Consider the following 23789-nt stretch of genomic DNA (forward strand, 5'->3'; position numbering starts at 1 on the left):
CGGGCCCGCCGGTAACCTGAGGCATTCGCTCTGAAGCACTGCTCCGTTGAGACTGCTTCGTCGCCCGTCGTCGTAATGAAGAGAGCACCGTGGCCGCCGACAAGATCGACACCATCGTCAGCCTGAGCAAGCGCCGTGGCTTCGTATTCCCCTGTAGTGAGATCTACGGCGGTCAGAAGGCCGCCTGGGACTACGGACCGCTGGGTGTCGAGCTCAAGGAGAACCTGAAGCGCCAGTGGTGGCGCTACATGGTGACGTCGCGCGAGGACGTGGTCGGTCTCGACTCGTCCGTGATCCTTGCCCCCGAGGTCTGGGTCGCCTCCGGTCACGTCGCCACCTTCTCCGACCCGCTCACCGAGTGCACCTCCTGTCACAAGCGGTACCGCGCGGACCACTTGACGGAGGCCTACGAGGCCAAGCACAAGCGTGAGCCGGAGAACGGCCTGGCGGACATCAACTGCCCCAACTGCGGCAACAAGGGTCAGTTCACCGAGCCGAAGCAGTTCTCGGGTCTGCTCTCCACCCACCTCGGCCCGACGCAGGACACCGGCTCGGTCGCGTACCTGCGCCCGGAGACCGCGCAGGGCATCTTCACCAACTTCGCCCAGGTGCAGGTCGCTTCGCGCAAGAAGCCGCCGTTCGGCATCGCGCAGATGGGCAAGTCCTTCCGCAACGAGATCACGCCCGGCAACTTCATCTTCCGCACCCGCGAGTTCGAGCAGATGGAGATGGAGTTCTTCGTCAAGCCGGGCGAGGACGAGAAGTGGCAGGAGTACTGGATGGAGCAGCGCTGGAACTGGTACACCGGCCTCGGTCTCCGTGCGGAGAACATGCGCTGGTACGACCACCCGGCCGAGAAGCTCTCGCACTATTCCAAGCGCACCGCCGACATCGAGTACCGCTTCCAGTTCGGCGGCAACGAGTGGGGTGAGCTGGAGGGCGTCGCCAACCGCACGGACTACGACCTCACCGCGCACTCCAAGGCCTCCGGCCAGGACCTGTTCTACTTCGACCAGGAGGCCGGCGAGCGCTACACCCCGTACGTCATCGAGCCCGCGGCCGGTGTCGGCCGCGCGATGCTGGCGTTCCTCCTCGACGCGTACGTCGAGGACGAGGCGCCCAACGCCAAGGGCAAGCTGGAGAAGCGCACGGTGCTGCGCCTGGACCACCGTCTGGCCCCGGTGAAGGTCGCGGTGCTCCCGCTCTCCCGCAATCCCGAGCTCTCCCCGAAGGCCAAGGGCCTCGCCCAGGCGCTGCGGCAGAACTGGAACATCGAGTTCGACGACGCCGGCGCGATCGGCCGCCGCTACCGCCGCCAGGACGAGATCGGCACGCCGTACTGCGTCACGGTCGACTTCGACACCCTCGAGGACAACGCGGTGACGGTCCGCGAGCGTGACTCGATGAAGCAGGAGCGCGTGTCGCTGGACCAGATCGAGGGCTACCTGGCCGGGCGGCTCGTGGGCTGCTAGTCCGTCGTAGCTGGTCGCGCAGTTCTCCGCGCCCCTGGGCGGGGGCGGAGAACTGCGCGTTTTTTTGAGCTTGGCTGACAGATATTGAAATCTGTCAGCTGTCATGCCAAGGTGGAGGCATGACGATGCGAACCCGAACCCTCGGAACCACCGGACCTCAGGTCTCCGCCCTCGGTCTCGGCTGCATGGGCATGTCCGCGCTCTACGGCGAGGCCGACCGGACGGAGTCGATCGCGACGATCCACGCCGCCCTGGAGGCAGGCGTGACCCTGCTCGACACCGGCGACTTCTACGCCATGGGGCACAACGAGATGCTGATCGGCGAGGCGCTGCGCACCGCGCCCGCCGCCCGCCGCGAACAGGCCCTGGTGAGCGTGAAGTTCGGCGCACTGCGCAGCCCCGACGGCCAGTGGGCCGGCTACGACGGCCGCCCCGCAGCCGTGAAGAACTTCGCCGCCTACTCGCTCCAGCGCCTCGGCGTCGACCACATCGACGTCTACCGGATCGCCCGGCTCGACCCGGACGTACCGATCGAGGAGACCGTCGGCGCGATCGCGGAACTGGTCGAGCAGGGATACGTCCGGCACGTGGGCCTCAGCGAGGTCGGCGCCGAGACCATCCGCCGGGCCGCCGCCACCGCGCCGATCGCGGACCTGCAGATCGAGTACTCCCTCATCTCGCGCGGCATCGAGGACCGGATCCTGCCGACCACCCGTGAGCTGGGCATCTCCGTCACGGCGTACGGCGTCCTGTCCCGCGGCCTGATCTCCGGCCACTTCACCCGCGACCGGCAGCTCTCCGCGACCGACTTCCGCGCCCACTCCCCCCGCTTCCAGGGCGACAACCTCCAGCACAACCTGAACCTGGTCGAGGCGCTGCGGAAGATCGCGGAGCAGAAGGGCGTGAGCGTGGCCCAGATCGCGATCGCCTGGGTGCTCTCCCGCGGCGAGGACATCGTGCCGCTGATCGGCGCCCGCACCCGCGAGCGGCTCACGGAGTCCCTGGGCGCGCTGGACGTGACCCTGGACGCCGCCGAGCTCGCGGAGATCGAGGAGGCGGTGCCGTCCGGTGCCGCCGCGGGCGAGCGCTACGCGGCCGCGCAGCTGGCACAGGTCGAGCGGTGATCGGTCGGCCAGGTACGGTCTGACCCATGGCACCGCCCCCGCAGCCCCTGACCGCCGAGCGCATCCTCGAAGCCACCGAGGAAGTGCTGCGCCGCCACGGCCCGGCCAAGGCCACCGTGGTCGACGTGGCCCGCGTGCTCGGCGTCAGCCACGGCAGCGTCTACCGGCACTTCGGGACGAAGGCGGAGCTGCGCGGCGCGGTGACCAAGCGGTGGCTGGACCGGACGACGGGGGTCCTCGCCGACATCGTCGCCGGGGACCGGGACCCGGAGACCCGGTTGCGGGACTGGTTCACCGCCCTGTACGCGGCCAAGTACCGCAAGGCGGTCGCCGACCCGGAGCTGTTCGCCACGTACACGGTGCTCACCGACGAGAACGGCGCCGTGGTGGGTGAACACATCGCCGAGCTGACCGACCAGGTGACGCGGCTGGTCCGGGCCGGCGCCGACGCGGGCGTCTTCGAGGCCGCCGACCCCGCCGGCACCGCCCGCGCCCTCTTCCAGGCCACCGCCCGCTTCCACGACCCGGCCTACGCCAGGGAGTGGGAACAGCCGGGTACGGAAGGGGACTTGCGGGCCGTCATGGACCTGCTGCTGAAGGGGTTGCGGAGCCGGCCGGGCGCCGGGGCGGTACCGTCCGACTGACAGCGCCCCGAGAGAGAGCCGAGAGACCGATGCCCCCGACCATCCGCAGGGCCGTGATCCCCGCCGCAGGACTCGGCTCCCGGCTGCTGCCCCTGACCAAGGCGACGCCGAAGGAGATGCTCCCGGTCGGCGACAAGCCGGTGATCGAGCACACCGTGCGGGAGCTGGTGGACTCCGGCATCAGCGACATCACCATCGTCGTCTCCGGCGGCAAGTCCCTGATCCAGGACCACTTCCGCCCCAACCCCGCCCTGGTCGAGCAGCTTCGCGCCGACGGCAAGACGGCCTACGCGGACGCCGTGGAGGAGATCGCCGAGCTGGCCCGCCGCGGCCACATCACCTACCTCGATCAGCGCGGCCCCTACGGCAACGGCACCCCGGTGCTGAACGCCGCCCGCTCCTTCGGCGACGAACCCGTCCTGGTGCTGTGGCCGGACGACGTGTTCGTGGCCGAGGTGCCGCGCGCCCAGCAGCTGATCCGCGCCTACGAGCAGACCGGCTGCCCGGTGCTGGCCCTCCTGCCGATGGACCCCACGGAGTCCCAGCGCTACGGCGTGCCCCTCGTGAAGGAGGACCTCGGCGGCGGCACCCTGCGCATCACCGGCCTGGTCGAGAAGCCCCGGCCCACCGAGGCGCCCTCCTCCTACGCGGCCATCGGCGGCTACGTCATCACCCCGGGCATCGTCGACGAACTGCGTGAGCGGACCCGCCGCTGGTACGAGCACCGCACCGGCGAGATCTACCTGACCGACGCCATCAACGCCTACGCCACCACCCGGGCGGTGTACGGCCAGGTCATCCAGGGCCGCTGGTACGACACCGGCAATCCGGCCGACTACCTGGTCGCCCAGATGGCACACGCCCTGGCCCACCCCGAGTACGGGCCGCTGCTGCGGCGGCTGGTCGGCGACCTGGACACCCCCGACGGTTCCTGAACCTCAGCCCGCCGACGGATCCACCGTCGCCTGATGGACCTGCGCCAGGTGCTCCTCCGCCTTCAGCCACGGCAGGAACTGCGCGGCCCTGCGCCAGCCGCAGGTGTCGCAGCTGATGGTGCGCTGGGTGCCTTTGCGCAGCACGTGGACGACGTGCTCGTGCCCTTGCTGGTCCCAGCGGCTCACCTTGCTGGTGTTGGTCTGCAACATCTGCCTCGCCTCCGGCAAGGAGTGTGCAGCAAGAACAACATCAACAGCAGTATCTTCACGGGGCGTTCGCCAGGACTTGAACCTGTCCGCAGCCCTGCCGGTGACCCTGTCAGCCGATCGCGCAGGTGGTGAGCGGGGGCTCAGGGGTGCGGGGTGTGCCGGTACGGCCGGCTTCCACCGGTCGGCAGCCGCGACCTACGCGGTGACGCCCGCCGCTTCGCGTACCTCGGCCGACTCCAGCCGCGCGGCCGTCCGCTCGGCGGTGCCCCGGGCCCACCGTCCACTGGTCACGGTTCCGAGCACCAGCACCGCGAGCCCGCACCCGGCGAGGATCCACCACCCCGGCACGGCAGCGGACACGAACGTCTCCTTGTACGACGACGAGCCCACCCCGGAAGCCAGGACCGCGCCGATCACCGCGACCCCGAGCGTCATACCGAGCTGACGGCTCGTCGACGCGACGGCGGCGGCGACCCCGGCCTGGGCCCGCGGCATCCCCGACACCGCCGTGTTCGTGATCGGCGCGTTGACCAGCCCGAACCCGATCCCGAACAGCACGTACCCGAGGAACAGCGTCCCGTCGGACGTCTCCGCGTCGAAGGCCGCGAACAGCACCCCGCTGGCGGTGATCATGACTCCCGCGGCGACGAGCGGCAGCCTCGGCCCCCGGCTCCCCACCAGCCGGCCGGCCAGCGGCGCGCACAGGAACATCGGCACGGCCATCGGCAGCATCCACAGGCCCGCGTGCAGCGCGTCCAGCCCCCGGATGTTCTGCAGATACAGCGTCGACAGGAACAGGAACCCGCCCAGCCCCGCGAACGCGCTGATCGCGATCACCGTGGCCCCGCTGAACGGAGCAGACCGGAAGAACCGCAGGTCGATGAGGGGTTCGTCGCGGCGGGGCTCGTACCAGAGGAGCCCGGCCAGCGCGAGGAGGGCGACGACAGCGAAGGGCAGGACGTACGAGAACCCCGAGGCCGGCGCCTCGATGATCGCGTACGTCAGCGAGCCGAACAGGGTGATCACCAGGAGCTGCCCGACCGGGTCGGGGCGGCGGGCCTTGGGTGCTCGGGACTCGGGGACGTACCGCAGGGTGAGCAGCAGGGCCGCGATGCCGACCGGGATGTTGACCCAGAAGATCGAGCGCCAGCCGACCGAGTCCACGAGCGCTCCGCCCACCAGCGGCCCCGCCGCCATGGAGATGCCGACGACCGCGCCCCACACCCCGATCGCGCGGGCGCGCTCGCGCGGGTCCGTGAAGGTGTTGGTGATGATCGACATGGCGACCGGGTTCAGCATCGAGCCGCCGACCGCCTGCACCATGCGGAAGGCGACCAGCGCCTCCAGGTTCGGGGCGAGGGAGCACAGCGCGGAGCCGATCGTGAAGACGACCAGGCCCGCCATGAAGACCCGTCTGCGGCCGATCCGGTCGGCCGTGGATCCGGCCAGCATCAGCAGCGAGGCGAGGACCAGCGTGTACGCGTCGATCGTCCACTGGAGTCCGGCGGTACTCGCGTCGAGGTCCCGCTGCATGGCGGGCAGGGCGACGTTGAGGGCGGTGGTGTCGAGGCTCACGATCAGGAGGCTCATGCAGCAGATCGCGAGAACCAGCATGCGTCGGCGTTGGCTGAGCTCGGGCATGCGTGTCATCGTACGCCGAGTTCGATAGTGCGTCTAACTAATGGTTGTTACAGGATCACTGGACGGAGGTCCCGGAGGGATGCGTGACAATGGGGGAATGCAGATCGGTCCCCACCTCGTCCAGCCTCCCGTCGTCCTGGCCCCCATGGCCGGGATCACCAACGCGCCCTTCCGCACGTTGTGCAGGGAGTTCAGCGGCGGGAAGGGCCTGTTCGTGAGCGAGATGATCACGACCCGGGCGCTGGTCGAGCGCAACGAGAAGACCATGCAGCTGGTCCACTTCGACGCGACAGAGAAGCCGCGCTCGATCCAGCTGTACGGCGTCGACCCGGCCACCGTCGGCAAGGCCGTCCGCATGATCGCGGAGGAGGACCTCGCCGACCACATCGACCTGAACTTCGGCTGCCCGGTCCCCAAGGTGACGCGGAAGGGCGGCGGTTCCGCGCTGCCGTTCAAGCGTCCGCTGCTCCGGGCGATCCTGCGCGAGGCGGTGAGCGGGGCGGGTGACCTGCCGGTCACGATGAAGATGCGCAAGGGCATCGACGATGACCACATCACGTACCTGGACGCCGGGCGTATCGCGGTCGAGGAGGGGGTCACCTCCATCGCGCTGCACGGCCGTACCGCCGCCCAGCACTACGGCGGCACCGCCGACTGGGACGCCATCGCCCGGCTCAAGGAGCATGTGCCGGAGATCCCCGTGCTCGGCAACGGCGACATCTGGTCGGCGGAGGACGCGCTGCGGATGGTGCGGTCCACCGGGTGTGACGGGGTGGTTGTGGGGCGGGGGTGTCTGGGGCGGCCGTGGCTGTTCGCGGACCTGGTGGCGGCGTTCGAGGGGCGTACGGAGGATATTGCGCGGCCGTCCTTGCGTGAGGTGGCGGATGTCATGGTCCGGCATGCCGGCCTCCTCGGTGAGTGGATCGGTGACGAGTCGCGCGGGGTCATCGACTTCCGTAAGCACGTGGCCTGGTACCTGAAGGGGTTCGCGGTCGGCAGCGAGATGCGAAAGCGTCTCGCGATCACGTCCTCTCTGGAGGAACTCCGTTCCGGGTTGGACGAGTTGGACCTCGACCAGCCCTGGCCGGCCGGTGCCGACGGGCCCCGTGGCCGTACGTCCGGCAACAACAGGGTTGTCCTGCCGGACGGGTGGCTGAAGGACCCGTACGACTGCGCGGGGATCGGCGAGGACGCGGAACTGGACACGTCCGGAGGGTGACGGGTTCGGTGGGGGCGGGGGTTTTGCGCAGTTCCCCGCGCCCCTGAGGTGGGTGGGTCGGGGCGGGGGTGGGGGGTGTCCGTCCTCGGTCCGGCGGCTCGGTCGTTTCAACAGTGCCCGGTTCCGGACGCCGGCCGCTGCGGGCGGACACCCCCCACCCCGTCCCCTTCACGCCGCCGGCGACTGCAGGCACGTCCACCGTCCCACGCTGTTAGGCGTCCAAAGACACGTCCACCATCCCCACCCAGGGGCGCGGGGAACTGCGCGACCAGCCCCCACTCCGTGCACGTCCAAAGGTGCGTCCACCGTCCCCACCCGGGGGCGCGCGGGGCCGTGCATGTCCAAAGGTGCGTCCACCGTCCCCACTCAGGGGCGCGGGGAACTGCGCGACCAGCCACGACGGACCTGCGGCCGACCCCAACGGGACCCGGTACCCCCTACTTCGCGCCCCCGCGCCGCCGCAGCAACAGCAGTCCACCCGCCACCGCCGTGACCCCCGCCGCCGCGGTCCACCCGACAACGTCACCGGCCCCGGACGCCGCAAGGTCCTGCCCGCCCGACACGGCACCGGAGTCCGTGGACGCGCTCGCACTGGCCGAAGGGCGAGGAGAGGCCCCCGTGTCCGCCACCCGGTCCCGCGTGAACGCCAGCGTGCCGAAGCCGAGTTGGTCGTAGCCCCCGCTGTTGGGGCCGTAGTCCCCACCCCCGCCCTCCGGCGAGGACTTCGCCGCGATCCGGGTGAGGTACGACGCCGGAAGCCCGCGGCGTTTCGTGTAGTGGTTGGCGATCATCGCCCAGATGGGACGGCTCATCGCGGGGTCGACGCCGGCCGCCGCGGACGCCGTCTCCCTCCCCGACCACCCCCCGATCGCCCCCTTCGCGCGAGTGTTAGCGGTGTAGGACACCTCCCCGCCCATGCTCCACTTCGCCACGTACTGGGCCCCCTTGAGGAACCGGCTGTCGTCATAGCCGTACAGGTCGTACCCCTGGTTCCACGCCATCTCGCAGAACGTGCCCATGAGCCCGACGCCGAGGAGCGCGTGCCCCTGGTCCCGTCCCGCCTCCAGCCACTCGCCGAGTCCGTCGTCGTGTACGACGGGAATGGCGTTCTTGACGGAGCCGAGCCCCTCGCCGTGCTTGAAGTAGTCGACCGCCCGGGCGACTTGGGAGCGGTCGTCGCAGAAGATGCCGGTCGCCAGGACGCACGCCATGGCGCACAGGTCCCAGTTGGTCCAGTAGTTGGTGATCACGGCCCCGTTGTGCCGGACCAGGAAGTCGTCGCTGAGCGGGGCGAAGACCTTGGCGAGCATCTCCTGGAAGCGGGTCAGGTCGAAGTCGGGGTGTTCGCGGACGAGTTCGGCTGCGTTCGCGAACTGGTAGCCGTAGAGACCCGCGGCGAGGAATCGGTCCGCGGTGCCTTCGACGGAAGTCAGCTTCGCCGACCAGGCGTTGAGGATCGCCACCGCCGTGTCGGCGTACGCGCTGTCACCGCTGACGTGGTGACGCAGGCCGTTCTGGTAGGCGGCGTGGATGTCGTTGTAGAGCGTTGCGTAGTTCTGGGGGCTGCCCGCGCCCCGGTACACCGTCGCCTGCGGATTCGGCGTCCAGCCGCTCTGCGCATGGCGGTTGGCGGTCAGCCTGGCGAAACCGGCCGTGTAGGGCGCGGCGCCCGCCTTCACCTTGGCTGCCATGCGGTCGAGGTCGGCCCGTGTGTGCAGCAGACCCGGGTGGGCGAAGGCCGAGCCGGCCGCGGCGGCCGGGGTCGCGGGGGTGACGGTGGACGCTACGGTCACCGCGACACCCGCGGCTCCCGCCGCCCTGAGCATGCTGCGGCGGCTGATCTGTGAAGTCACGAACGTCATTCCTCGCGTGCCGGTGGCTGGGGACGGTCAGGAGACGCGAGGGTGGAGAAGGCGATAACAGAAAAGGCGCCGACGGCTGAATCGGTGCCGGTGAGTGGAAGGAGCCGTGCCCATGAGCATCCGCAGGGTCATGCCCGACGTCCATGTCGAGTCCGGCGAGGCCATGACGGCCAACCGCGACTTCTACGGCCTTCTCGGCTTCGAAGAGGTCATGGACATGGGGTGGGTCGTGACGATGGCGTCGCCCGCCAACCCGACCGCCCAGATCAGCTTCCTCACCGAGGAGCGCACCGCTCCCGTCGTCCCCGACCTGAGCGTGGAGGTCGAGGACGTCGACGCCGTGTACGCCCAGGTCGTGGCGTCGGGCGCCGAGGTCGTACGGGAGCTGCGGGACGAGGAGTGGGGCGTACGGCGCTTCTTCGTGCGCGATCCGAACGGCCGGGTGGTGAATGTGCTGGCCCACCGGGCCGGGGGGCCGAGGGAGAGGTAGTCCGGTGCTCCTCAGGCGTTCCGGTCCGCCACCGCCCAGGACGCCAGCGCCACCGCGCCCGCCACCCCGAACACGGCGGGCCACGCGCCCACCTTCTTGGCCAGCGGGTGCGACCCGGCGAAGCCGGCGACATACGCGGCCGTCAGTGCCCCGGCGGCCTTGCCGCCGGCCCGCTCCCGCCACTGGCGCGCCGCCGTGGCCCCGGCGACGGCCAGTACCACCCCGCCGAGCTGCCGTTTCTTCGTCCAGCGGGCCACGCCGTACCCGCCGACGAGCCCGCCCGCGGCGATCACCGCACTGGGAACCCTGGCCATATCTGCCTCCTGATGATCACGTCGATGCCTTCCGAGGCTAACTCCGGCCGGGCACGGACATTCGAACCTGAGCCCAGGCTTGTCAAGTTTCCTCTCTCCGAGCTATATAAGAAGGCGTAGGGCATCGCTCCCAGAGTCTGTGGAGAGGAGATGGATCGTGATGCTCATGCGTACCGACCCCTTCCGCGAGTTCGACCGGCTCGCGCAGCAGGTGTTCGGCTCCACCGCCCGCCCCAGCGCGATGGCGATGGACGCGTACCGGTCGGGGGACGACTTCGTCGTCCACTTCGACCTCCCCGGCATCGACCCCGAGTCGATCGACCTGGACGTCGAACGCAACGTCCTGAACGTCCGCGCCGAGCGCCGCAACCCCGCCCCCGAGGACGCGGAGATGATCGCCGCCGAGCGACCCACGGGCTCCTTCACCCGTCAGCTCTTCCTCGGCGACACCCTCGACGCGGAGCGCATCGACGCCTCGTACGACGCCGGTGTGCTGACCCTGCGGATCCCCGTGGCCGAGCAGGCCAAGCCCCGCCGGATCCACATCACGGGCGGCGGCAGCGGCCGTCGGCAGATCAGCGGCTGAACCTCACGCAGCAGACGGTGGTGTCCTGCGGACCGGCATGACCTGGCATGAGCGGCATGAGCGGCATGTCGGTCCGTGGGGCGCCTGGCGCAACGACCCCCAGGAGAGCTGTACATGAGCGCGAACCCATCCGACTGGACCGGCCTCGTCGAGGCGGTGCGGGACGCCGGGCAGTACGCGGCGCGGGCGGAGGCGGAACACGTCACCCGTGTCGTCCTGTCCGCCCTCGGCGGCCACGTCACCGGCGAGGAACGCGTCGACCTCGCCCGTGCCCTGCCCGAGGAGGCGGCACGCATCCTCGCCTCCCGGGCCCCGCTCAACAGGGCTTTGACGGCACCGGAGTTCGTGGACTCGGTGGCCTCCCACATCGATGGCGCGACCCCGGCGACGGCCCGCTGGGACGTCAGCTCGGTGCTGGGCGTCCTGCCGAAGCTGGTCGGCGACGAGCTCGTCGACCGGGTGATCGGCCAACTCCCCTCCGGTTACGCCCTGTTGTTCGGCAAGGCGGAGCTGGCCCTGACCGCTTGAGGCCTGCCCTCCACGCCTACCGGGCTTCGCCCTTCCGTGCCTCGGCCCGCAGTCGCAGCTCCGTCACGTACGCGGCGGAGACGGCACAGATCGCGGCGGTGAGGGCGAGGCCCAGGGCGACGGGATTGACGTACGCGGGGATCGTCCCGGAGGCGTAGCTGCCACCGTCCGTCATCTCGCAGTCGAAGGAGAGGGGGAGGAAGCTCACCGAGTAGTCGATGACATGGACGGCCTGCTCGTTCCCACGGCACGGCGGGATCGGGGCGGAGTTCGTTCCGCCGTCCTCCGCCTCCAGGACCGCGCCTGCCAGATGGAGCAACCCCCATGTGTACACGGCGATCGCCACGGTCCCCGCCAGCACGGCGATCCCGCGCAGACGCCGACTCGACAACGACATCCCGGCCCCCTGACTGCTCACTGCGCCGAACGAGCTCGGCTCAACTCGGCTCAACTCAGCTCGGCCTGGGCTTCCTTGGCGGACGCCTCCAGCCTGTTCCAGTACTCCCGGTACCAGGACTCGTCGCCGCCGTCCATGTTGCCGTTGGTCTCCCGCATGCCGACCTTGCCGTCGATCAGCTCGCGGACGATGTCGGCGTGTCCGGCGTGCCGGTTCGTCTCGGCCGTCATGTGCAGCATGATCCGCTGAAGCGTCACGTGGCCGTTGTCGCCCCACCACTCGACATGGCCCATCGCGTCGAGCGGCAGCGCCTCGATCGTCGCGTCGGCGTGAGCCCAGGCACGGTGGTAGAGGCCGAGGACGTCCTCGCGCGACTCGTCGGCGGGTGCCCACATGTCCGCGTTGGGCTCGGACCCCTCTTCGTGCCAGGGCAGGGACTCGGTGTGGGGGCGGTCGAAGGTCGGGCCGAAGTAACCGAGTTCGACGCTGGCGAGGTGCTTGACGAGGCCCAGGAGGTTGGTGCCGGTCGGCGTCAGAGGGCGGCGGATGTCGTACTCGGACAGTCCGTCCAGCTTCCAGACGACGGCTTCGCGGGCCGCTTTGAGGTAGCGGTGCAGGTCTTCCTTGGGGTCATTGGATGTCATGGGGGCCGAGTCTCGCATCACCTGCCGACAGCGGTCGCGTGGATTTTCCGGGAGTCGAGCCCTGATGCGGGCAGGCGTCCTGCACAGAGGCCGGCGGCCGGCGGAGGGCGACCTGGTGCGAACGGCGCCGGTTCCGGCGGTCGGGAGTGCCCCGGCCTCGTCGGCGAGTGCACGGCGGCCAGGAAGGCCCCCGCCGATCGACGCCTTCGTCACTGCGTCACTGCGTTACTACGCCACTGCGGTCAAAGACCCTTCAGGACACGCTCGAGTGCCGACCGGCCCGCAGGACCCCAGTTCGGCTTGCCGCCGGGCAGGCCGCGGTCCCCGTTCTGGCCCATCAGGAGCAGGAACAGGCTCTTCACCGCGGCCAGCCCACGCGCCCGTCGGATCGCCGCCTCATCCGCCTGCGCATAGCTGTTGAAGAACCGGGACGCGCCGCCCGCGGGGAGCAGCACCCAGGCGGCCGCGAGGTCCCACGCCGGATCGCCGGCGAAGACGTCACCGAAGTCGACGACGCCCGCCAGCGTGCCGTCCGCGACGACGACGTTCGCGGGATGCAGGTCGCCGTGCACCCACATCCGCGGGCCCTCCCACTCGGGAGCCGCGACCGCGTCGTCCCACACGGCCCGGATGTCGTCCTCGGCGAAGTGGCCGAGGTCCACGGCCCGCAGGAAGTTCTCGAAGCCGTCGGTGGATTCCTTGGGGTGACCGCCGCGGTCCAAGGCGTTCGGCGCGTCGGCGGGCGCCTCCGTGTGAAGTGCCTTGAGGAAGGCCGCCAGTTGGTCGGCCGCGTGGTCGCCGCGGGTGATCGAGCCGTGGTCCAGCGGCGTGCCTTCCACCCATGTCATGACGGTCCAGAGCTTGGGGAAGCGCTCGGACGGTGCGCCGTTCCGCACCGGTGTCGGGATCGGAAGCGGCAGGCGCGAGGCCAGGGTCGGCAGCCAGCGGCGTTCCTTGAGCTGTGGATCGGGGCGCGTGTCCATCCGCTGCATCCGGACGGCCAGGTCGTCCCCGAGGCGCCACATCTGGTTGCCCCAGCCACCCGCCACCTCGCGGATGGGCAACTCGGCCAGGTCGGGATGCTGTTCCCGCAGCAGTTCGCGGACCAGATCCTCGCTGATCTCCATCTCGGATTCGATCATGCGGAGTTACGGTACTTGAGGCGGACGGAGTCGGTCTCGCTCTTCGGGGATCCGGATCCCCGGCGCACGCCCCTGTCGAGAACGCCGTCTCACACCTCGTCGAGCAGCGCGGCGAGCCCGTGGTCGAGATGCGGGCCCAGGTCCTCGGCGCCCGGCTCGACGACGTCGTAGGAGCGCAGCAGGAAGCGGCGCAGGGCTGCCGTGCCGAAGCGGATCACGGCGAGGCCCACGGGGGAGTGGAACTCGATGACGGTCCGGGCCCAGCCGTAGGGCCGTATCCGAACGTCCCCCTCCCCGGCCGGTGTTCCGAGCCCCTCCTCCAGCAGCGCTCTCCCGAACATCCACGAGACGCCCTCGCCGTCGGCCGAGACCTGCGCGGGGAAGTCGATGCGTACGGCGAAGGGGTCGGCGGAGCTGTAGCGCAGGGTGGGGCGCACCGGGAGTTCCGGATGGTCGGCGGTGATCAGGCGGGCGCGGACGGTCTGTTCGAGGGTGGCGTGGCGCATGAGGTGATCCCGTTTCGCGTGAGTGATGAGACGTGGGATGTGAAGGGGGAGACGTGAGAGGTGAGTCGGTTTCGCCGCCGACCGGTTTCTCTGTCGACTCACCGCAGTGCCCCCTTATTACGCCGGGATCGAAGTCGAATTATGTGATCTGAATCACTCTCGGAACTGAATGATTGAAAGTTTTGTCATCTACGCTGACAAACCCTTGCATCCCCCGACCGCCGGGATCCGGAGCGTTCCTGCATGACCGACCAACCGGCCAGAGTGCCCGCCCAGACGTCCCCCGCGTCCCCCTCCGCCACCGCCGCGTACGTGCGGATCTACGAGGAGGAACAACCGCGCCTCGTCGCGTACGCACGCTCGCTCACCCGCAACACCTGGGCGGCCGAGGACCTCGTCTCCGAGGCGCACTTCCGCGTGTGGCGCCGGCTGTCCGCGGGGCACGAGATCGACAACGTCCCGGCGTACCTCATGACGACCGTGCGCCACCTCGCGTCCTCCGTCGCGAGCGCCACGCACGAGACCCCGCGGGACCCGCAGGTACCGGAGCAGGCCTTCGGCTCGCCCGTCCGGCACGCGGACGACCCGGCGGACCCGGCCGAACAGGTCTCCTCCACCGACCTGTTGGTACGCGTCCTCGGCGAACTCCCCGAACGCTGGGTGCAGGCCCTGTGGCTCGCCGACGCCGAGGGCCAGCCGCTGGAGTCGGTCGGCCGGCAGATCGGCGCCAAGCAGGGCGCCACGGCCGTACTGCTGCACCGCGCCCGCGAGGGCATGCGCCAGGCGTTCCTGCGCTCCCAGACCGAGGCCCCCGACGATCCCGCCTGCGAGGTCCACTGGGTCCGCATGCCGGCCTACGTCCGCGGCAACGCGACCCCACGCCAGTCCGAACGCCTCCTCGCCCACGTCGACACCTGCGACGGGTGCCGAGGGCGCCTCGCCGTCCTGATCCGCGCCAACAACAGGCTGCCCGCGCTGGTCGGTCCCGCGCTGCTGGTCTTCGTGGTGGGCGGTGGCGGCACGGGGAAGTTCCTGGCGTCGCTGACCGCGGGGTCCGTGGGGGCTGCGGGGTCCGCGGGATCCGCGGGATCCCTGGGGTCCGGTGGGGTGTTCGGCTCCGGTGGCGCGCACGGTCTTCTCCGTACGGCACGTGCGGCGGGCCCGAAGACCAAGGCAGTGCTCGCCTCGGGCACGGCGGCCGCGGCGGCCGTCGCGATCGTGATCGCCCTCGGAGTGAACGAGTCCCCCGCGACGGCGACCGTGCCGGGCAGGGCGCCGGTCGCACAGGCGCCGGCGGCGGGACCGTCGACGGGAACGGCGGGGGAGCAGCCCGGCACGAACCCTCCGGCCGGCGAACGGGATCGGACCCGCGACGACGACACCGGGGCGGTCGTGGCCGGGGGCGGTGCGGATGTGAGCGACGTCCAACTGGTCGCGGACGTTCAGGGGGACGGGGGTTCCGGGGGTCCAGGGGATTCCGGGAACTCTGGGAACTCCGGGGGCTCCGATGGCGGTTCGGGCGGCGGGGGCACGGTGGATGATCCGCCTCCGCCGGGCGAGCCCGCGCCGGGAGCGCCGGACCCGGGTCCGAGCCCGAGCCCGGTAGGACCCACGCCCGGGGGAGAGGCGCCGACGCCTCCGACGGAACAGACGCCGGAGCCGGAACCCGACCCGGTGTCCCCCGAGCCCAAGCCCAAGCCCACGGAACCCGTCACCCCGGGGGACGGGACGCCCGTACCGGAGCCGACGCCGGCCACCCCGACGCCCGCGGATCCCGACCCCGCCGGGGAGACGCCGGAACCCCCGACGTACTCGGAACCGTCACCGTCACCGGCCCCGGAGTCACCTGAACCGTCGGAGCCGTCGGAGCCCCCGGCCGCCCCGGAGCCCCCGTCGGACCCGCCGGTCTCCCCTGCGGCTCCGGAGACTCCCTCGGACCCGCCGACGTCCCCGGCCGCCCCGGAGGTTCCCTCGGACCCGCCGGTATCTCCGACTGCTCCGGAGTCCCCGTCGGACCCGCCCGTGCCCCCACCCACTCCAGAGCCCCCCACGCCCTCGGAACCGTCGACCGACCCCACCCCGGCGGCTCCTCCGACCCCTCCAACCCCTCCTCCAGCCACCGGCGGCGGCTGCGGACCCCACCCCACCGACTAGCCCCACCACCCAAACATCCCGCACCCGCAAGGGAGTTGAACCGGCGTATGGAAGGCTGACGCGAGCCGGGCCGCCGCCGGTCGGGTGTCTGCGGCCGAGTCGAGAGGAGCGCACCGTGAGAGAGAACGGCTTCCGTGCCGAGGAGATCGACACCAGCAAGCCGCACCCCGCACGGATCTACGACTACCTGCTGGGCGGCAAGGACAACTACGAGGTCGACCGTGAGGCCGGTGAGCGGCTCGTCGCGGCGGCCCCGGAGGCGCGGATCGGTGTAAGGGCCAACCGGGCCTTCCTCAACCGGGCCGTCCGCCACGTCGTCGGCAGCGGCGTCCGCCAGATCCTGGACATCGGCACCGGCCTGCCCACCTCACCGAACGTCCACGAGACGGCTCTGGAGGTGGCGCCGGACATCCGGGTGGCGTACGTCGACAACGACCCGATCGTGAACACCCACGCCGGCGCCCTGCTCAGCGCGAACGGCACGACCGGCATCGCACTGGCCGACCTGCGCGACCCGCGGGCGATCCTGGACGACCCCGACGTCCGCAGGGTGATCGACTTCGACGAGCCGGTGGCCCTGCTCCTGGTCGCGGTGGTCCACTTCCTCACGGAGGCGGACAAGCCGGAGGAGATCATCGCGACCCTGCGCGACGCCCTCGCCCCCGGCAGCCACCTGATCCTCTCCCACGCCACGGGCGACTTCGCGGAACGCGGCGACGCGGCGGCGGTCTACGCCAAGGCGACCGCCACCATGAACCTCCGTACCCGTGCCGAGATCGAGCGCCTCTTCGACGGCTTCGAGCTCATCGACCCGGGCGTGGCCCAGGTCCCGTTCTGGCGCCCGGACACGACCCCGCCGCCCCGCTCAGAGGAGATCGGCTTCTACGGCGGGGTGGCCCGCAAGCTCGGCTGAGACCCGGGTTCCGCCAGGGCAAGGGCCAGGGCCGGGGCCCACGGGCTCTCAGTGCTGATGCGGCTGCTGCGGGGCCTGTCCGCCGTACACCTGACCCCCGGTCCCGCCGGCGGCCGAGGCCTGCGTCTGCAGCTGCTCGGCCTCCTGCGAGCTCACCTTCGTCTCCGCGCCGCAGAACGTGCACTGCGACACGTACTTGGTGGAGATCGGGAACAGCGGCACGAAGAACAGCGTGAACTTCGTGACCCGCTTGCGCAGGGTGTGCGCGGCCGGATTCCCGCATTGCCCACACACCAGCGTGAGTATCGCGAGCTGGTACAGGTAACTCTTGGTGCCGAAGAGGATGAACATGGTGTTGTCGCCTTCCAGATCAGTGCTTGAGCGGCAGTATCCCCGCAGCAGGGGCCCCACCGCTCGCCGCCCGGGCAGTTACGGCAGCAGTACACGATGGTCCCGAAGGCGGTTCAGCCGCAGTCGACCGTATTGATCCCCGAAACGGCTGAGGGTGTACGACCCGTCGGCGACGGGCCGGCAGCCAGGCGTCGCCGACGTACGACCCAGGACTCCTCCTGGGCCGACGATCCGGTCACCGGGGTGGCCAGTGACTGCTCGGCGCCCAGGGCGGCGGTACGGCACTGCGAGCACGTCAGGAAAACCCGGTTGCTCGGCCCCGACACCGTTGACAGGGTCTCGGCCATGCCTACCTTCGCCGCGTATGACGGAACCGAACTCGCCTACCACGTCTCCGGAGACGGCCCACCGCTGGTCTGCCTGCCCGGAGGCCCGACGGATTCCGCATACCTTGGCGACCTTGGCGGCCTTTCCGCACACCGGCAGTTGATCAGGCTGGACCTCCGCGGCACGGGCCGGTCCTCCACACCGCAGGACACCACCTCCTACCGCTGCGACCGACTCGTCGACGACGTGGAGGCCCTGCGCGAACACCTGCGCCTCGACCGGATGGACCTGCTCGCGCATTGCGCCGGCGCCAACCTGGCCGCGCTCTATGTGAGCCGTCACCCGGAGAACGTCCGCAAGCTCGCGCTGATCACACCGAGCGTCAGGGCCGTAGGCCTCACGATCACGGGGGACCTCCGGCTCGAGACCGCGCAACTGCGCCGTGGCGAACCGTGGTTCCCGGACGCGTTCGCCGCCCTGGAGGCGATCGTGGCAGGCAGGGCCACCGCCGACAGCTGGCAGGCCGTCGCCCCGTTCTCCTACGGCCGCTGGGACAAGGCGGCCCAGGAACACCAGGTCGCCGGGGACGAGCGGATGAACCCGGAGATCGTCGCTGCCTTCGGCGCCGAAGGCGCCTTCGACCCGGCCACCACACGCACCGCACTCGCCCGGTTCACCCCGCCGGTCCTCCTTCTGGCCGGCGAGCTCGACCTGCAAGCCCCTCCCCACACCATGGCCGAGTTCGCGAACCTCTTCCCCAGCGCCGAACTCGTCATCCAGCCCGACGCCGGACACCACCCCTGGCTCGACGACGCCGACCGATTCGTCACCGCCATCACGGCGTTCCTGGAACACACCGCCGCCTCATCACCGCATCCAACGGGCTTGCAGGGCTGAGCCGTCCCCCAGCGGGTAGTCGAGCACAAGGAAGGGCACTCGCCGGAACCGAGGGAAGGAGAGCCGCCATGCCCCGCATGATGGAACGCATCAAGCAGTTCGCAAGGAGCCCCCAGGGCCGCCGTACGGCCGAACAGGCCCGCCGCGCCGCCGCCGACCCCCGCCGCCGCGCCCAGGCCAAGAGCCTGCTGGGCAAGCTCCGCGGCGGCCGCCGCTGACCGTAGGGGGCCTGTCAACAAGGTGGGCAGACCCTGCCCACCTTGCCGGTCCGCAAGCGGCCTTCACGTCCTCCCAGGGAGCCCCGGCTCAAGCGTGCCGATTCTGCGGGACGGATGGTCGAGCCACACCGCATTCTCGTCGGGCGTCACCGTGAGCCCGTATCGCCCGAGTTCCGGGCACCCGGCACCGAACCACTCCGAGACGGCCGCTTCGATGACGAACCAGAGATTTCGTGGGCCGCCTTGGAAGACGTGCGCGGTGCCCCCAAGGCTGGGTTCCAGTGCTGCCCAGGAACCGTCGGGGTGCAGGAACCAGCGACCCGGCACGCCATTGAGGCTGAGCCCGACGGTCAGCGTCCCCGCCAGCCGGAGCTGAACCGCCCACATCAGGGACGGCACCGACAGCATGGCGGGGGAGATGTTCGACAGCACCCCCTCCGCTCCCTGCCGTTCGTCGACCGCCGGCCGAAGCAACGGCCCCACTTCGGGCGTGGACGTGTCCCTGTCCGGCATGAAGGAAACGGTGCTGTCGATGAACCGCCCCCGCGCCAGCTCTGGCGACTCCACGCGCACCCTGGCATAGCCGTAGGCGCCGAGACTGCCGACGAGCGACGCGAGGACGACTCCGCGGGGGGCCGACTGTTCCAGCCAGGCCGCTGGAATGTGCGTGGGTGAGTACGTGGCGATGACCCGGTCGTACGGAGCCCCGTCGGGACACCCTGCAGCGGCGTCGCCCGTCACGGCCCGGGGACGGTGGCCGAGGGAGGCGAGCCGCTCGCGACCGAGGTCCGACAAGGCGGGGTCGTACTCGGCACGGGTTACCAGGCTGTCCCCAAGTCGCTCGCAGAGAAGGGCGGTCGAGTAGTCCGAGCCGCCGCCCGCCTGGAAGACCGACATTCCGTCCCCGACATCGAGGTCTTCGAGCATGCGCACGACCGAGCCGGGCAGCGTGGAGGAGCTGGTGGGGACGCCTCTCACCGGAGAACCGGTTGAGGTCGTGGCCCCCTGGTCGAGCTGCGTCACCCACGTCTTGTTCTCGTAGCAGAGGCGCAGCCACTCGTCCGGGTCGCGATCCCGGCTGACCCACGTGTACTCGGTCACCCCGTCGGTGCCCGGAGCATCCCGGAAGAACTCGGGCAGGAACACATGACGGGGAACTGCCTCGACGGCCCTGCGCCACTCGGGGGAGTACAACGTCGCGTCAGCTTCCAACTCGCTGACGAGCTGACTGCGGAGCGCCCTCAGTACGGGCGACTCACCGGCTGCCATTCGTTGCGCCCTTCTCGAGTAGTTCGGCGATGCTGCGGGCGATGGGCATACCTGTCTCCTGCTCGATCCAGTGCCACTGACCGTTGGCGTTCACCTCCAGGAACCGCCACGCGCCCTCGGGTGTGACGATGAAGTCGAACGCGCCGAAGGCGAGCTGGAATTGGCGCATGAAGGCCTTCACCCGCAAGCGCAGGGCTTCTGGAACAACTGTCGGGCGGTAGGTGAGGCTGCCGTAGTCGGTCCTCCAGTCGACCCGAGCCGCGTCCGACCCGGCGTGGATCTCCACCGCGAAGAAGCGTGAGTTGACCACTGTCAGCCGTACCTCGTGCGCCTTGTCCACCCACTCCTGGAAGAGATGAGCGCAGAGGCGGACCGAGTCGTCGAACTCGGCGGGTTCGACGACCACCGTGTCCACCGGAGATCCCAGAGACTTCGTGATGACGGGGGTGCCGACATCGGCGGCGAACTTGCCGGCGGCTACCGGGTCGTTGGTGACGATCGAGCGGGGCGGATTGAGCCCGAGCTCCTCGGCGGCCCTGAGCTGCCACGGCTTGTAGTTCGTCTGCTGCTCCCGCGCGGGATGGTTGATCCACAAGCAGGGAAGGGAAGCGACGACCCCGAGGAAACCCGCCCGGGACTGAGCCGCCGCGAACTGCCGCTCAGCCGCGGACATTTCGTCGGGAAGCCGGAACTCCTCGGGCCTGCGGTAGTAGACCGCTCTCACGGCGGAGAGGTCGAGCCGCCGGAGCCCGTTGTCGAGACTGCCGCTCCAACCACCTTCAAGCGTGGCGGACAGCGTGAGTTCCTGAGGGAACTCCGCCGTGTCACAGCGGAAGACCGGCACCCCACGGTCGTTCAACCGCGCCACTACCGAATCCGCGGTCGCGTCGAACCGGTTCGTGAGTACCAGCACCGTCCCGTCGGCGACAGCGGTCACCAGAGATCCGTTCCCTCGTCGTTCTGGCTGTCGCTGTTGGTGTTGCTGCTCGTGTCGCCGGCCACGAGGTCGGCCCAGGGGTTACCGGCCGCCGTCAAGGCGATCTGCAACGACGGATCGTAGGTCACGCCGTTCGTGTCCGCCGCATGGCTGGTCTGGTAGGCGGCGAACCGCATGGCGAATGGTGTTGTCTCTGGGGCTACGGTCGTCATGGTGGCCTCTCTCCGTGGGCGGGATTTGCGGGGCCTGCCCCGCTCGCATCTGGTCCCGGGCAGCGACAGCCACGCGGCCCTTCGGGGCGCGCTCGCTGCGGACCAGGTAGTCGCAACGCTAGGGACACGGCAGGCTTCGTCACCAGCGATGTGCACTGATGTGCGCACAGTCAGTCCATGAGTGCTGATGCATCCGTGCGCTCTTGACTCCGCATCAATTCGGAGCGAGCTTGGTGCACATCAACGCACGGGTAGCGGGAGGCAGTTGTGCGGTTACGCTTCATTGGCATCGACCCCGACACAGGCAAGAACGGATCGCCCACGGCATGGGTCGATCCGGACAGCGGGGACATCGTGATTCAGAGCTACACCGCGGATGACGCGACGCGTGCCCAGTGCGTGGAGAACACCGCCCCGGGGCACGCCAAGGGCATCCCTGACCATGAGACGGTGATCCGCGTCCCCGCACGCCTCGTACCGATCCTGAGGGAGGCCTGCGATGCCGCAGAACGTGCCCAGCTTTGACGAGCTCATGGAAGCCGCGCAACGCTCGGCCGTACACCTCGAAATGCGGGACCAGTACGCCGTGGGCGACGAGGCCGACGACTTTGACACCTGGCTGCGTACCGGGAAGCGAGACAGCGATCCGGCCTCGGAGTACTGGGCACCCTGGGTCGACATGATCACTCGGGCGACCGCCCGCGGGGTTGTCGTACGGCGTGCTCGCATCGTGTCCGAACCCGTCACCGACTACATCCGGTACGAGCATGCCGGAGCCGTCGTCAACGTCGCCGCCGGAGAGCAGGTGCGGTGGCTGCCCCGCCGACGAGCGGTCGACCTGCTGTTGCCGGGCGTCGACCTGTGGATCTTCGACGGGACGCAGGTCCTCTTCAACCACTTCAGCGGAACTGGGGAGTGGGCCGATCCGCCCATGGAACTGCGGACCGAGCCGGAGCTCATCAAACAGTGCTCGGTTGCGTTCGAGGCTGTCTGGGAACGTGCCGCCCCACACGACGAGTACGAGATCCACTGACGGAAAGCATTACTGGCCAAGCTCATGCCCATATCCCCCTCTTCCTCAGTCCAGGACGCCCGAGAAAGGGTGGCCAGGCAGTTGCGCGACCTGAGGAGAAACGCCGGCCTGACGGTCACCGAGCTGGCCTCTCAATGCGGATGGCACCACGCCAAGACCTCACGGATCGAGAACGCCCGAACTCCGCCATCGCCCACGGACATCCGCTTGTGGTGCGGTGCGACGGGCACAGCCGACCAGGCCCCCGATCTGATCGCATCCTCCCAACACGCGGAATCCCTCTACCGCGAGTGGCGACAGCGCGTACGGACCGGGCTGAAGAAGCTGCAGGACAGCTACGTGGAGCTGTACCGGTCGACGGGATTGCTGCGTGTCTACTCCCCGGTCCTGGTGCCAGGGCTCCTACAGACGGAGGGATACGCGCGAGCACTTCTGAGTACCAACGCCCGCTTCCTCGGTGCCCCCGACGACGCGGTCCAGGCCGCGGAGGCACGTCTCCAACGCTCGCACGTCATCCACGAGGCCGGCCACCGCTTCTTGATGGTCATCGAGGAAGCCGTGCTCTACTACCAACTCGGCGATTCAGAGGCCATGGCCGCGCAGTTGGGCTATCTCCTCACAGCCGGAGCCCTCCCCGCGGTCTCCTTCGGCATCATCCCGATGGCGACCTCCGAGCGGACGCTCTGGCCCCAGGAGACGTTCGACGTACACGACGACACGCTCGTGTCCATCGAACTGATCACCGCCGAGGTGAACATCACCCAGCCGTCGGAGATCGCCCTGTACATCAAGGCTTTTGAGCAGCTGCGGAGCATGGCTGTCTACGGTGCTGAGGCGCGAGCTTTGATTCTCAGGGCCATTGAGGCGTTGCACTGACGGCGACGAGTCGGTTTGTGCGGAGGAGGAGTCGCTCACGTCGGTGACCCACGCTCCACCGGAACGGGTATGACCGAGAACTAATCACCCCTGCAATCGATGGGAGCCCTCTGTGACCAGCTCGGTGCCGTGGCAGCAGCGGCTGTCCACCGGAACGGAAGACATCCAGGACGAGGTGATCCGCTGGTACCAGCAGACTCGGAACGGCAAGGCGTACGTCCCCTCCAGCGCCGCGGGTCCGGGCGTTTCGGCGTTCCGTGCGCTCACTGTTGGCCGCGCTGTATCGAACTGCGCCTGAAACGGTTGACCACCGAAGTGATCAAGAGGAACGACCGCCGGAGACCTCAGAGTTTCGGCTCGACAGGGAAAGGCAGCTTGTCCGCCCAGCCTGCGAGGGCCGACGCCGCGATCTCGCGGGCTTCGCCACCTGCGGAGGTCTCCGCGAGGAGGGTGCGTTCGGCGTTGGGGAGAGCGAGCTCGCGGTAGTACTGAAAGTCCTCGAAGCCGTTGACGGCAACGTCGCGACTGGTGGCGGCGTACACGAGACGGGGGATGCGTGCCCAGTAGCAGGCGGTCAGGCACATGGGGCACGGTTCGCTGCTCGAGTACATCACGGCGTCTTCCATCAGATGGCGCCCGAGTTTCGTACCGGCGGCACGCAGGGCCATGACTTCGGCGTGTGCTGTGGGGTCGCGCAGCTCTACGACCGAACTGGTACCGGTGGCTACGACTTCGCCATCGATGACGACGATCGCGCCGAAGGGCGTCTTGCCCTCGTCCTCAAGCGCGTGGCGGGACAGTTCGATGGCCTGGGTGAGGAAGTCGTGGTCCTGGGGGGTCTCGGGAGCGTAGGGCACCTTTTCTCCAAGTGTTCCGTCAGTCGGCTAC

General features: G+C 69.7%; 29 protein-coding genes. 16 read left to right on the plus strand and 13 right to left on the minus strand.

All coding sequences use genetic code 11. The annotated features are described in order from the left end of the window. Positions 1 to 89: 89 nt before the first annotated feature. The 4 genes from ACFYRX_RS36990 (at position 90) to ACFYRX_RS37005 (ending at position 4175) form a co-directional block, all read left to right on the plus strand. A complete protein-coding gene (locus tag ACFYRX_RS36990) occupies positions 90 to 1472 on the plus strand; it encodes a glycine--tRNA ligase (protein WP_389109727.1) in 1383 nt (460 codons plus the stop codon). A gap of 119 nt (positions 1473 to 1591) precedes the next feature. Further along, positions 1592 to 2596 (plus strand): aldo/keto reductase, encoded by a 1005-nt coding sequence (locus tag ACFYRX_RS36995; protein WP_389109730.1) that lies wholly within the window; start codon positions 1592 to 1594, stop codon positions 2594 to 2596. 26 nt (positions 2597 to 2622) lie between these two features. Then, positions 2623 to 3240, plus strand: coding sequence for a TetR family transcriptional regulator (locus ACFYRX_RS37000; RefSeq protein WP_389109733.1), 618 nt, complete (start codon positions 2623 to 2625; stop codon positions 3238 to 3240). 29 nt (positions 3241 to 3269) lie between these two features. After that, entirely contained in the window at positions 3270 to 4175 is a 906-nt protein-coding gene (locus ACFYRX_RS37005; protein WP_389109735.1) for a UTP--glucose-1-phosphate uridylyltransferase, read from the plus strand. A 3-nt stretch (positions 4176 to 4178) separates the two neighbouring features. Here the strand turns inward: ACFYRX_RS37005 and ACFYRX_RS37010 are convergent, their stop codons facing one another. Together ACFYRX_RS37010 and ACFYRX_RS37015 are read right to left on the minus strand one after the other, a co-directional pair. Next, on the minus strand, positions 4179 to 4385 hold the full coding sequence (locus tag ACFYRX_RS37010) for a hypothetical protein (protein WP_389109738.1): 207 nt from the start codon (positions 4383 to 4385) through the stop codon (positions 4179 to 4181). A gap of 195 nt (positions 4386 to 4580) precedes the next feature. Then, positions 4581 to 6026: an MFS transporter gene (locus ACFYRX_RS37015; RefSeq protein ID WP_389109740.1), complete on the minus strand. Its 1446-nt coding sequence runs from the start codon at positions 6024 to 6026 to the stop codon at positions 4581 to 4583. Positions 6027 to 6123: 97 nt separating this feature from the next. On the opposite strand from ACFYRX_RS37015, the gene dusB reads away from it, so the two are divergent. Then, positions 6124 to 7245, plus strand: a complete 1122-nt coding sequence (gene dusB / locus ACFYRX_RS37020; RefSeq protein WP_389109743.1) for a tRNA dihydrouridine synthase DusB — start codon at positions 6124 to 6126, stop codon at positions 7243 to 7245. A gap of 437 nt (positions 7246 to 7682) precedes the next feature. Here dusB and ACFYRX_RS37025 read toward each other — a convergent pair whose 3' ends face one another. Next, the gene (locus ACFYRX_RS37025; protein ID WP_389109746.1) at positions 7683 to 9098 is read right to left on the minus strand and encodes an alginate lyase family protein; all 1416 of its coding nucleotides are present in this window, start codon (positions 9096 to 9098) and stop codon (positions 7683 to 7685) included. Between the two features lie 121 nt (positions 9099 to 9219). On the opposite strand from ACFYRX_RS37025, the gene ACFYRX_RS37030 reads away from it, so the two are divergent. Then, positions 9220 to 9597, plus strand: coding sequence for a VOC family protein (locus tag ACFYRX_RS37030; protein WP_389109749.1), 378 nt, complete (start codon positions 9220 to 9222; stop codon positions 9595 to 9597). Positions 9598 to 9608: 11 nt separating this feature from the next. Here ACFYRX_RS37030 and ACFYRX_RS37035 read toward each other — a convergent pair whose 3' ends face one another. Beyond that, positions 9609 to 9911: a hypothetical protein gene (locus ACFYRX_RS37035; RefSeq protein WP_389109753.1), complete on the minus strand. Its 303-nt coding sequence runs from the start codon at positions 9909 to 9911 to the stop codon at positions 9609 to 9611. 160 nt (positions 9912 to 10071) lie between these two features. Here ACFYRX_RS37035 and ACFYRX_RS37040 point away from each other — a divergent pair, with 160 nt between their 5' ends. Both ACFYRX_RS37040 and ACFYRX_RS37045 read left to right on the plus strand, forming a co-directional pair. Further along, complete coding sequence (locus ACFYRX_RS37040) at positions 10072 to 10497, plus strand: Hsp20/alpha crystallin family protein (protein WP_389109755.1); 426 nt, start codon at positions 10072 to 10074, stop codon at positions 10495 to 10497. 114 nt (positions 10498 to 10611) lie between these two features. Beyond that, positions 10612 to 11025: a DUF2267 domain-containing protein gene (locus ACFYRX_RS37045; protein WP_389109758.1), complete on the plus strand. Its 414-nt coding sequence runs from the start codon at positions 10612 to 10614 to the stop codon at positions 11023 to 11025. A gap of 16 nt (positions 11026 to 11041) precedes the next feature. On the opposite strand, the gene ACFYRX_RS37050 is transcribed toward ACFYRX_RS37045, so the two are convergent. The 4 genes from ACFYRX_RS37050 to ACFYRX_RS37065 form a co-directional block, all read right to left on the minus strand. Then, positions 11042 to 11422: a hypothetical protein gene (locus tag ACFYRX_RS37050; RefSeq protein ID WP_389109762.1), complete on the minus strand. Its 381-nt coding sequence runs from the start codon at positions 11420 to 11422 to the stop codon at positions 11042 to 11044. Between the two features lie 50 nt (positions 11423 to 11472). Beyond that, on the minus strand, positions 11473 to 12066 hold the full coding sequence (locus ACFYRX_RS37055; protein ID WP_389109765.1) for a DinB family protein: 594 nt from the start codon (positions 12064 to 12066) through the stop codon (positions 11473 to 11475). Between the two features lie 242 nt (positions 12067 to 12308). Next, positions 12309 to 13208, minus strand: a complete 900-nt coding sequence (locus tag ACFYRX_RS37060; RefSeq protein ID WP_389109767.1) for an aminoglycoside phosphotransferase family protein — start codon at positions 13206 to 13208, stop codon at positions 12309 to 12311. Between the two features lie 89 nt (positions 13209 to 13297). Next, a complete protein-coding gene (locus tag ACFYRX_RS37065) occupies positions 13298 to 13714 on the minus strand; it encodes an SsgA family sporulation/cell division regulator (protein ID WP_389109769.1) in 417 nt (138 codons plus the stop codon). A 243-nt stretch (positions 13715 to 13957) separates the two neighbouring features. On the opposite strand from ACFYRX_RS37065, the gene ACFYRX_RS37070 reads away from it, so the two are divergent. Then, the gene (locus ACFYRX_RS37070; protein ID WP_389109772.1) at positions 13958 to 15868 is read left to right on the plus strand and encodes a sigma-70 family RNA polymerase sigma factor; all 1911 of its coding nucleotides are present in this window, start codon (positions 13958 to 13960) and stop codon (positions 15866 to 15868) included. A 115-nt stretch (positions 15869 to 15983) separates the two neighbouring features. Next, the gene (locus ACFYRX_RS37075) at positions 15984 to 16781 is read left to right on the plus strand and encodes an SAM-dependent methyltransferase (RefSeq protein WP_389109774.1); all 798 of its coding nucleotides are present in this window, start codon (positions 15984 to 15986) and stop codon (positions 16779 to 16781) included. 48 nt (positions 16782 to 16829) lie between these two features. On the opposite strand, the gene ACFYRX_RS37080 is transcribed toward ACFYRX_RS37075, so the two are convergent. Beyond that, positions 16830 to 17132 (minus strand): zinc-ribbon domain-containing protein, encoded by a 303-nt coding sequence (locus tag ACFYRX_RS37080; protein ID WP_389109777.1) that lies wholly within the window; start codon positions 17130 to 17132, stop codon positions 16830 to 16832. Between the two features lie 345 nt (positions 17133 to 17477). On the opposite strand from ACFYRX_RS37080, the gene ACFYRX_RS37085 reads away from it, so the two are divergent. Together ACFYRX_RS37085 and ACFYRX_RS37090 are read left to right on the plus strand one after the other, a co-directional pair. Further along, positions 17478 to 18356: an alpha/beta fold hydrolase gene (locus ACFYRX_RS37085; RefSeq protein WP_389109780.1), complete on the plus strand. Its 879-nt coding sequence runs from the start codon at positions 17478 to 17480 to the stop codon at positions 18354 to 18356. A 68-nt stretch (positions 18357 to 18424) separates the two neighbouring features. After that, positions 18425 to 18574: a hypothetical protein gene (locus tag ACFYRX_RS37090; protein WP_389109782.1), complete on the plus strand. Its 150-nt coding sequence runs from the start codon at positions 18425 to 18427 to the stop codon at positions 18572 to 18574. 63 nt (positions 18575 to 18637) lie between these two features. On the opposite strand, the gene ACFYRX_RS37095 is transcribed toward ACFYRX_RS37090, so the two are convergent. From ACFYRX_RS37095 to ACFYRX_RS37105, 3 genes are read right to left on the minus strand one after another with little or no spacing between them, the layout of a single operon-like run. Continuing rightward, positions 18638 to 19843 carry a methyltransferase gene (locus ACFYRX_RS37095; protein WP_389109784.1) on the minus strand — a complete coding sequence of 402 codons (1206 nt, stop codon included), beginning with the start codon at positions 19841 to 19843 and terminating at the stop codon, positions 18638 to 18640. Next, a complete protein-coding gene (gene tgmB / locus ACFYRX_RS37100) occupies positions 19830 to 20780 on the minus strand; it encodes an ATP-grasp ribosomal peptide maturase (protein WP_389109787.1) in 951 nt (316 codons plus the stop codon). The genes ACFYRX_RS37095 and tgmB overlap by 14 nt, the downstream gene beginning before the upstream one ends. Beyond that, the gene (locus ACFYRX_RS37105) at positions 20777 to 20992 is read right to left on the minus strand and encodes a hypothetical protein (RefSeq protein WP_389109790.1); all 216 of its coding nucleotides are present in this window, start codon (positions 20990 to 20992) and stop codon (positions 20777 to 20779) included. Before ACFYRX_RS37105 ends, tgmB begins: the two co-directional genes overlap by 4 nt. Before the next feature lie 267 nt (positions 20993 to 21259). Here ACFYRX_RS37105 and ACFYRX_RS37110 point away from each other — a divergent pair, with 267 nt between their 5' ends. The 4 genes from ACFYRX_RS37110 (at position 21260) to ACFYRX_RS37125 (ending at position 23199) form a co-directional block, all read left to right on the plus strand. Next, entirely contained in the window at positions 21260 to 21517 is a 258-nt protein-coding gene (locus tag ACFYRX_RS37110; RefSeq protein ID WP_389109792.1) for a hypothetical protein, read from the plus strand. Next, positions 21492 to 22025, plus strand: a complete 534-nt coding sequence (locus tag ACFYRX_RS37115; protein ID WP_389109794.1) for a DUF6879 family protein — start codon at positions 21492 to 21494, stop codon at positions 22023 to 22025. The genes ACFYRX_RS37110 and ACFYRX_RS37115 overlap by 26 nt, the downstream gene beginning before the upstream one ends. Before the next feature lie 24 nt (positions 22026 to 22049). Continuing rightward, complete coding sequence (locus ACFYRX_RS37120) at positions 22050 to 22901, plus strand: helix-turn-helix domain-containing protein (protein ID WP_389109797.1); 852 nt, start codon at positions 22050 to 22052, stop codon at positions 22899 to 22901. Positions 22902 to 23013: 112 nt separating this feature from the next. Next, positions 23014 to 23199 (plus strand): hypothetical protein, encoded by a 186-nt coding sequence (locus ACFYRX_RS37125; protein ID WP_389109800.1) that lies wholly within the window; start codon positions 23014 to 23016, stop codon positions 23197 to 23199. 46 nt (positions 23200 to 23245) lie between these two features. Here the strand turns inward: ACFYRX_RS37125 and ACFYRX_RS37130 are convergent, their stop codons facing one another. Next, on the minus strand, positions 23246 to 23758 hold the full coding sequence (locus ACFYRX_RS37130) for a nucleoside deaminase (protein ID WP_389109802.1): 513 nt from the start codon (positions 23756 to 23758) through the stop codon (positions 23246 to 23248). Positions 23759 to 23789 lie beyond the last annotated feature (31 nt).

It is taken from the genome of Streptomyces sp. NPDC005374, from assembly GCF_042872225.1.
Classification (GTDB): domain Bacteria; phylum Actinomycetota; class Actinomycetes; order Streptomycetales; family Streptomycetaceae; genus Streptomyces.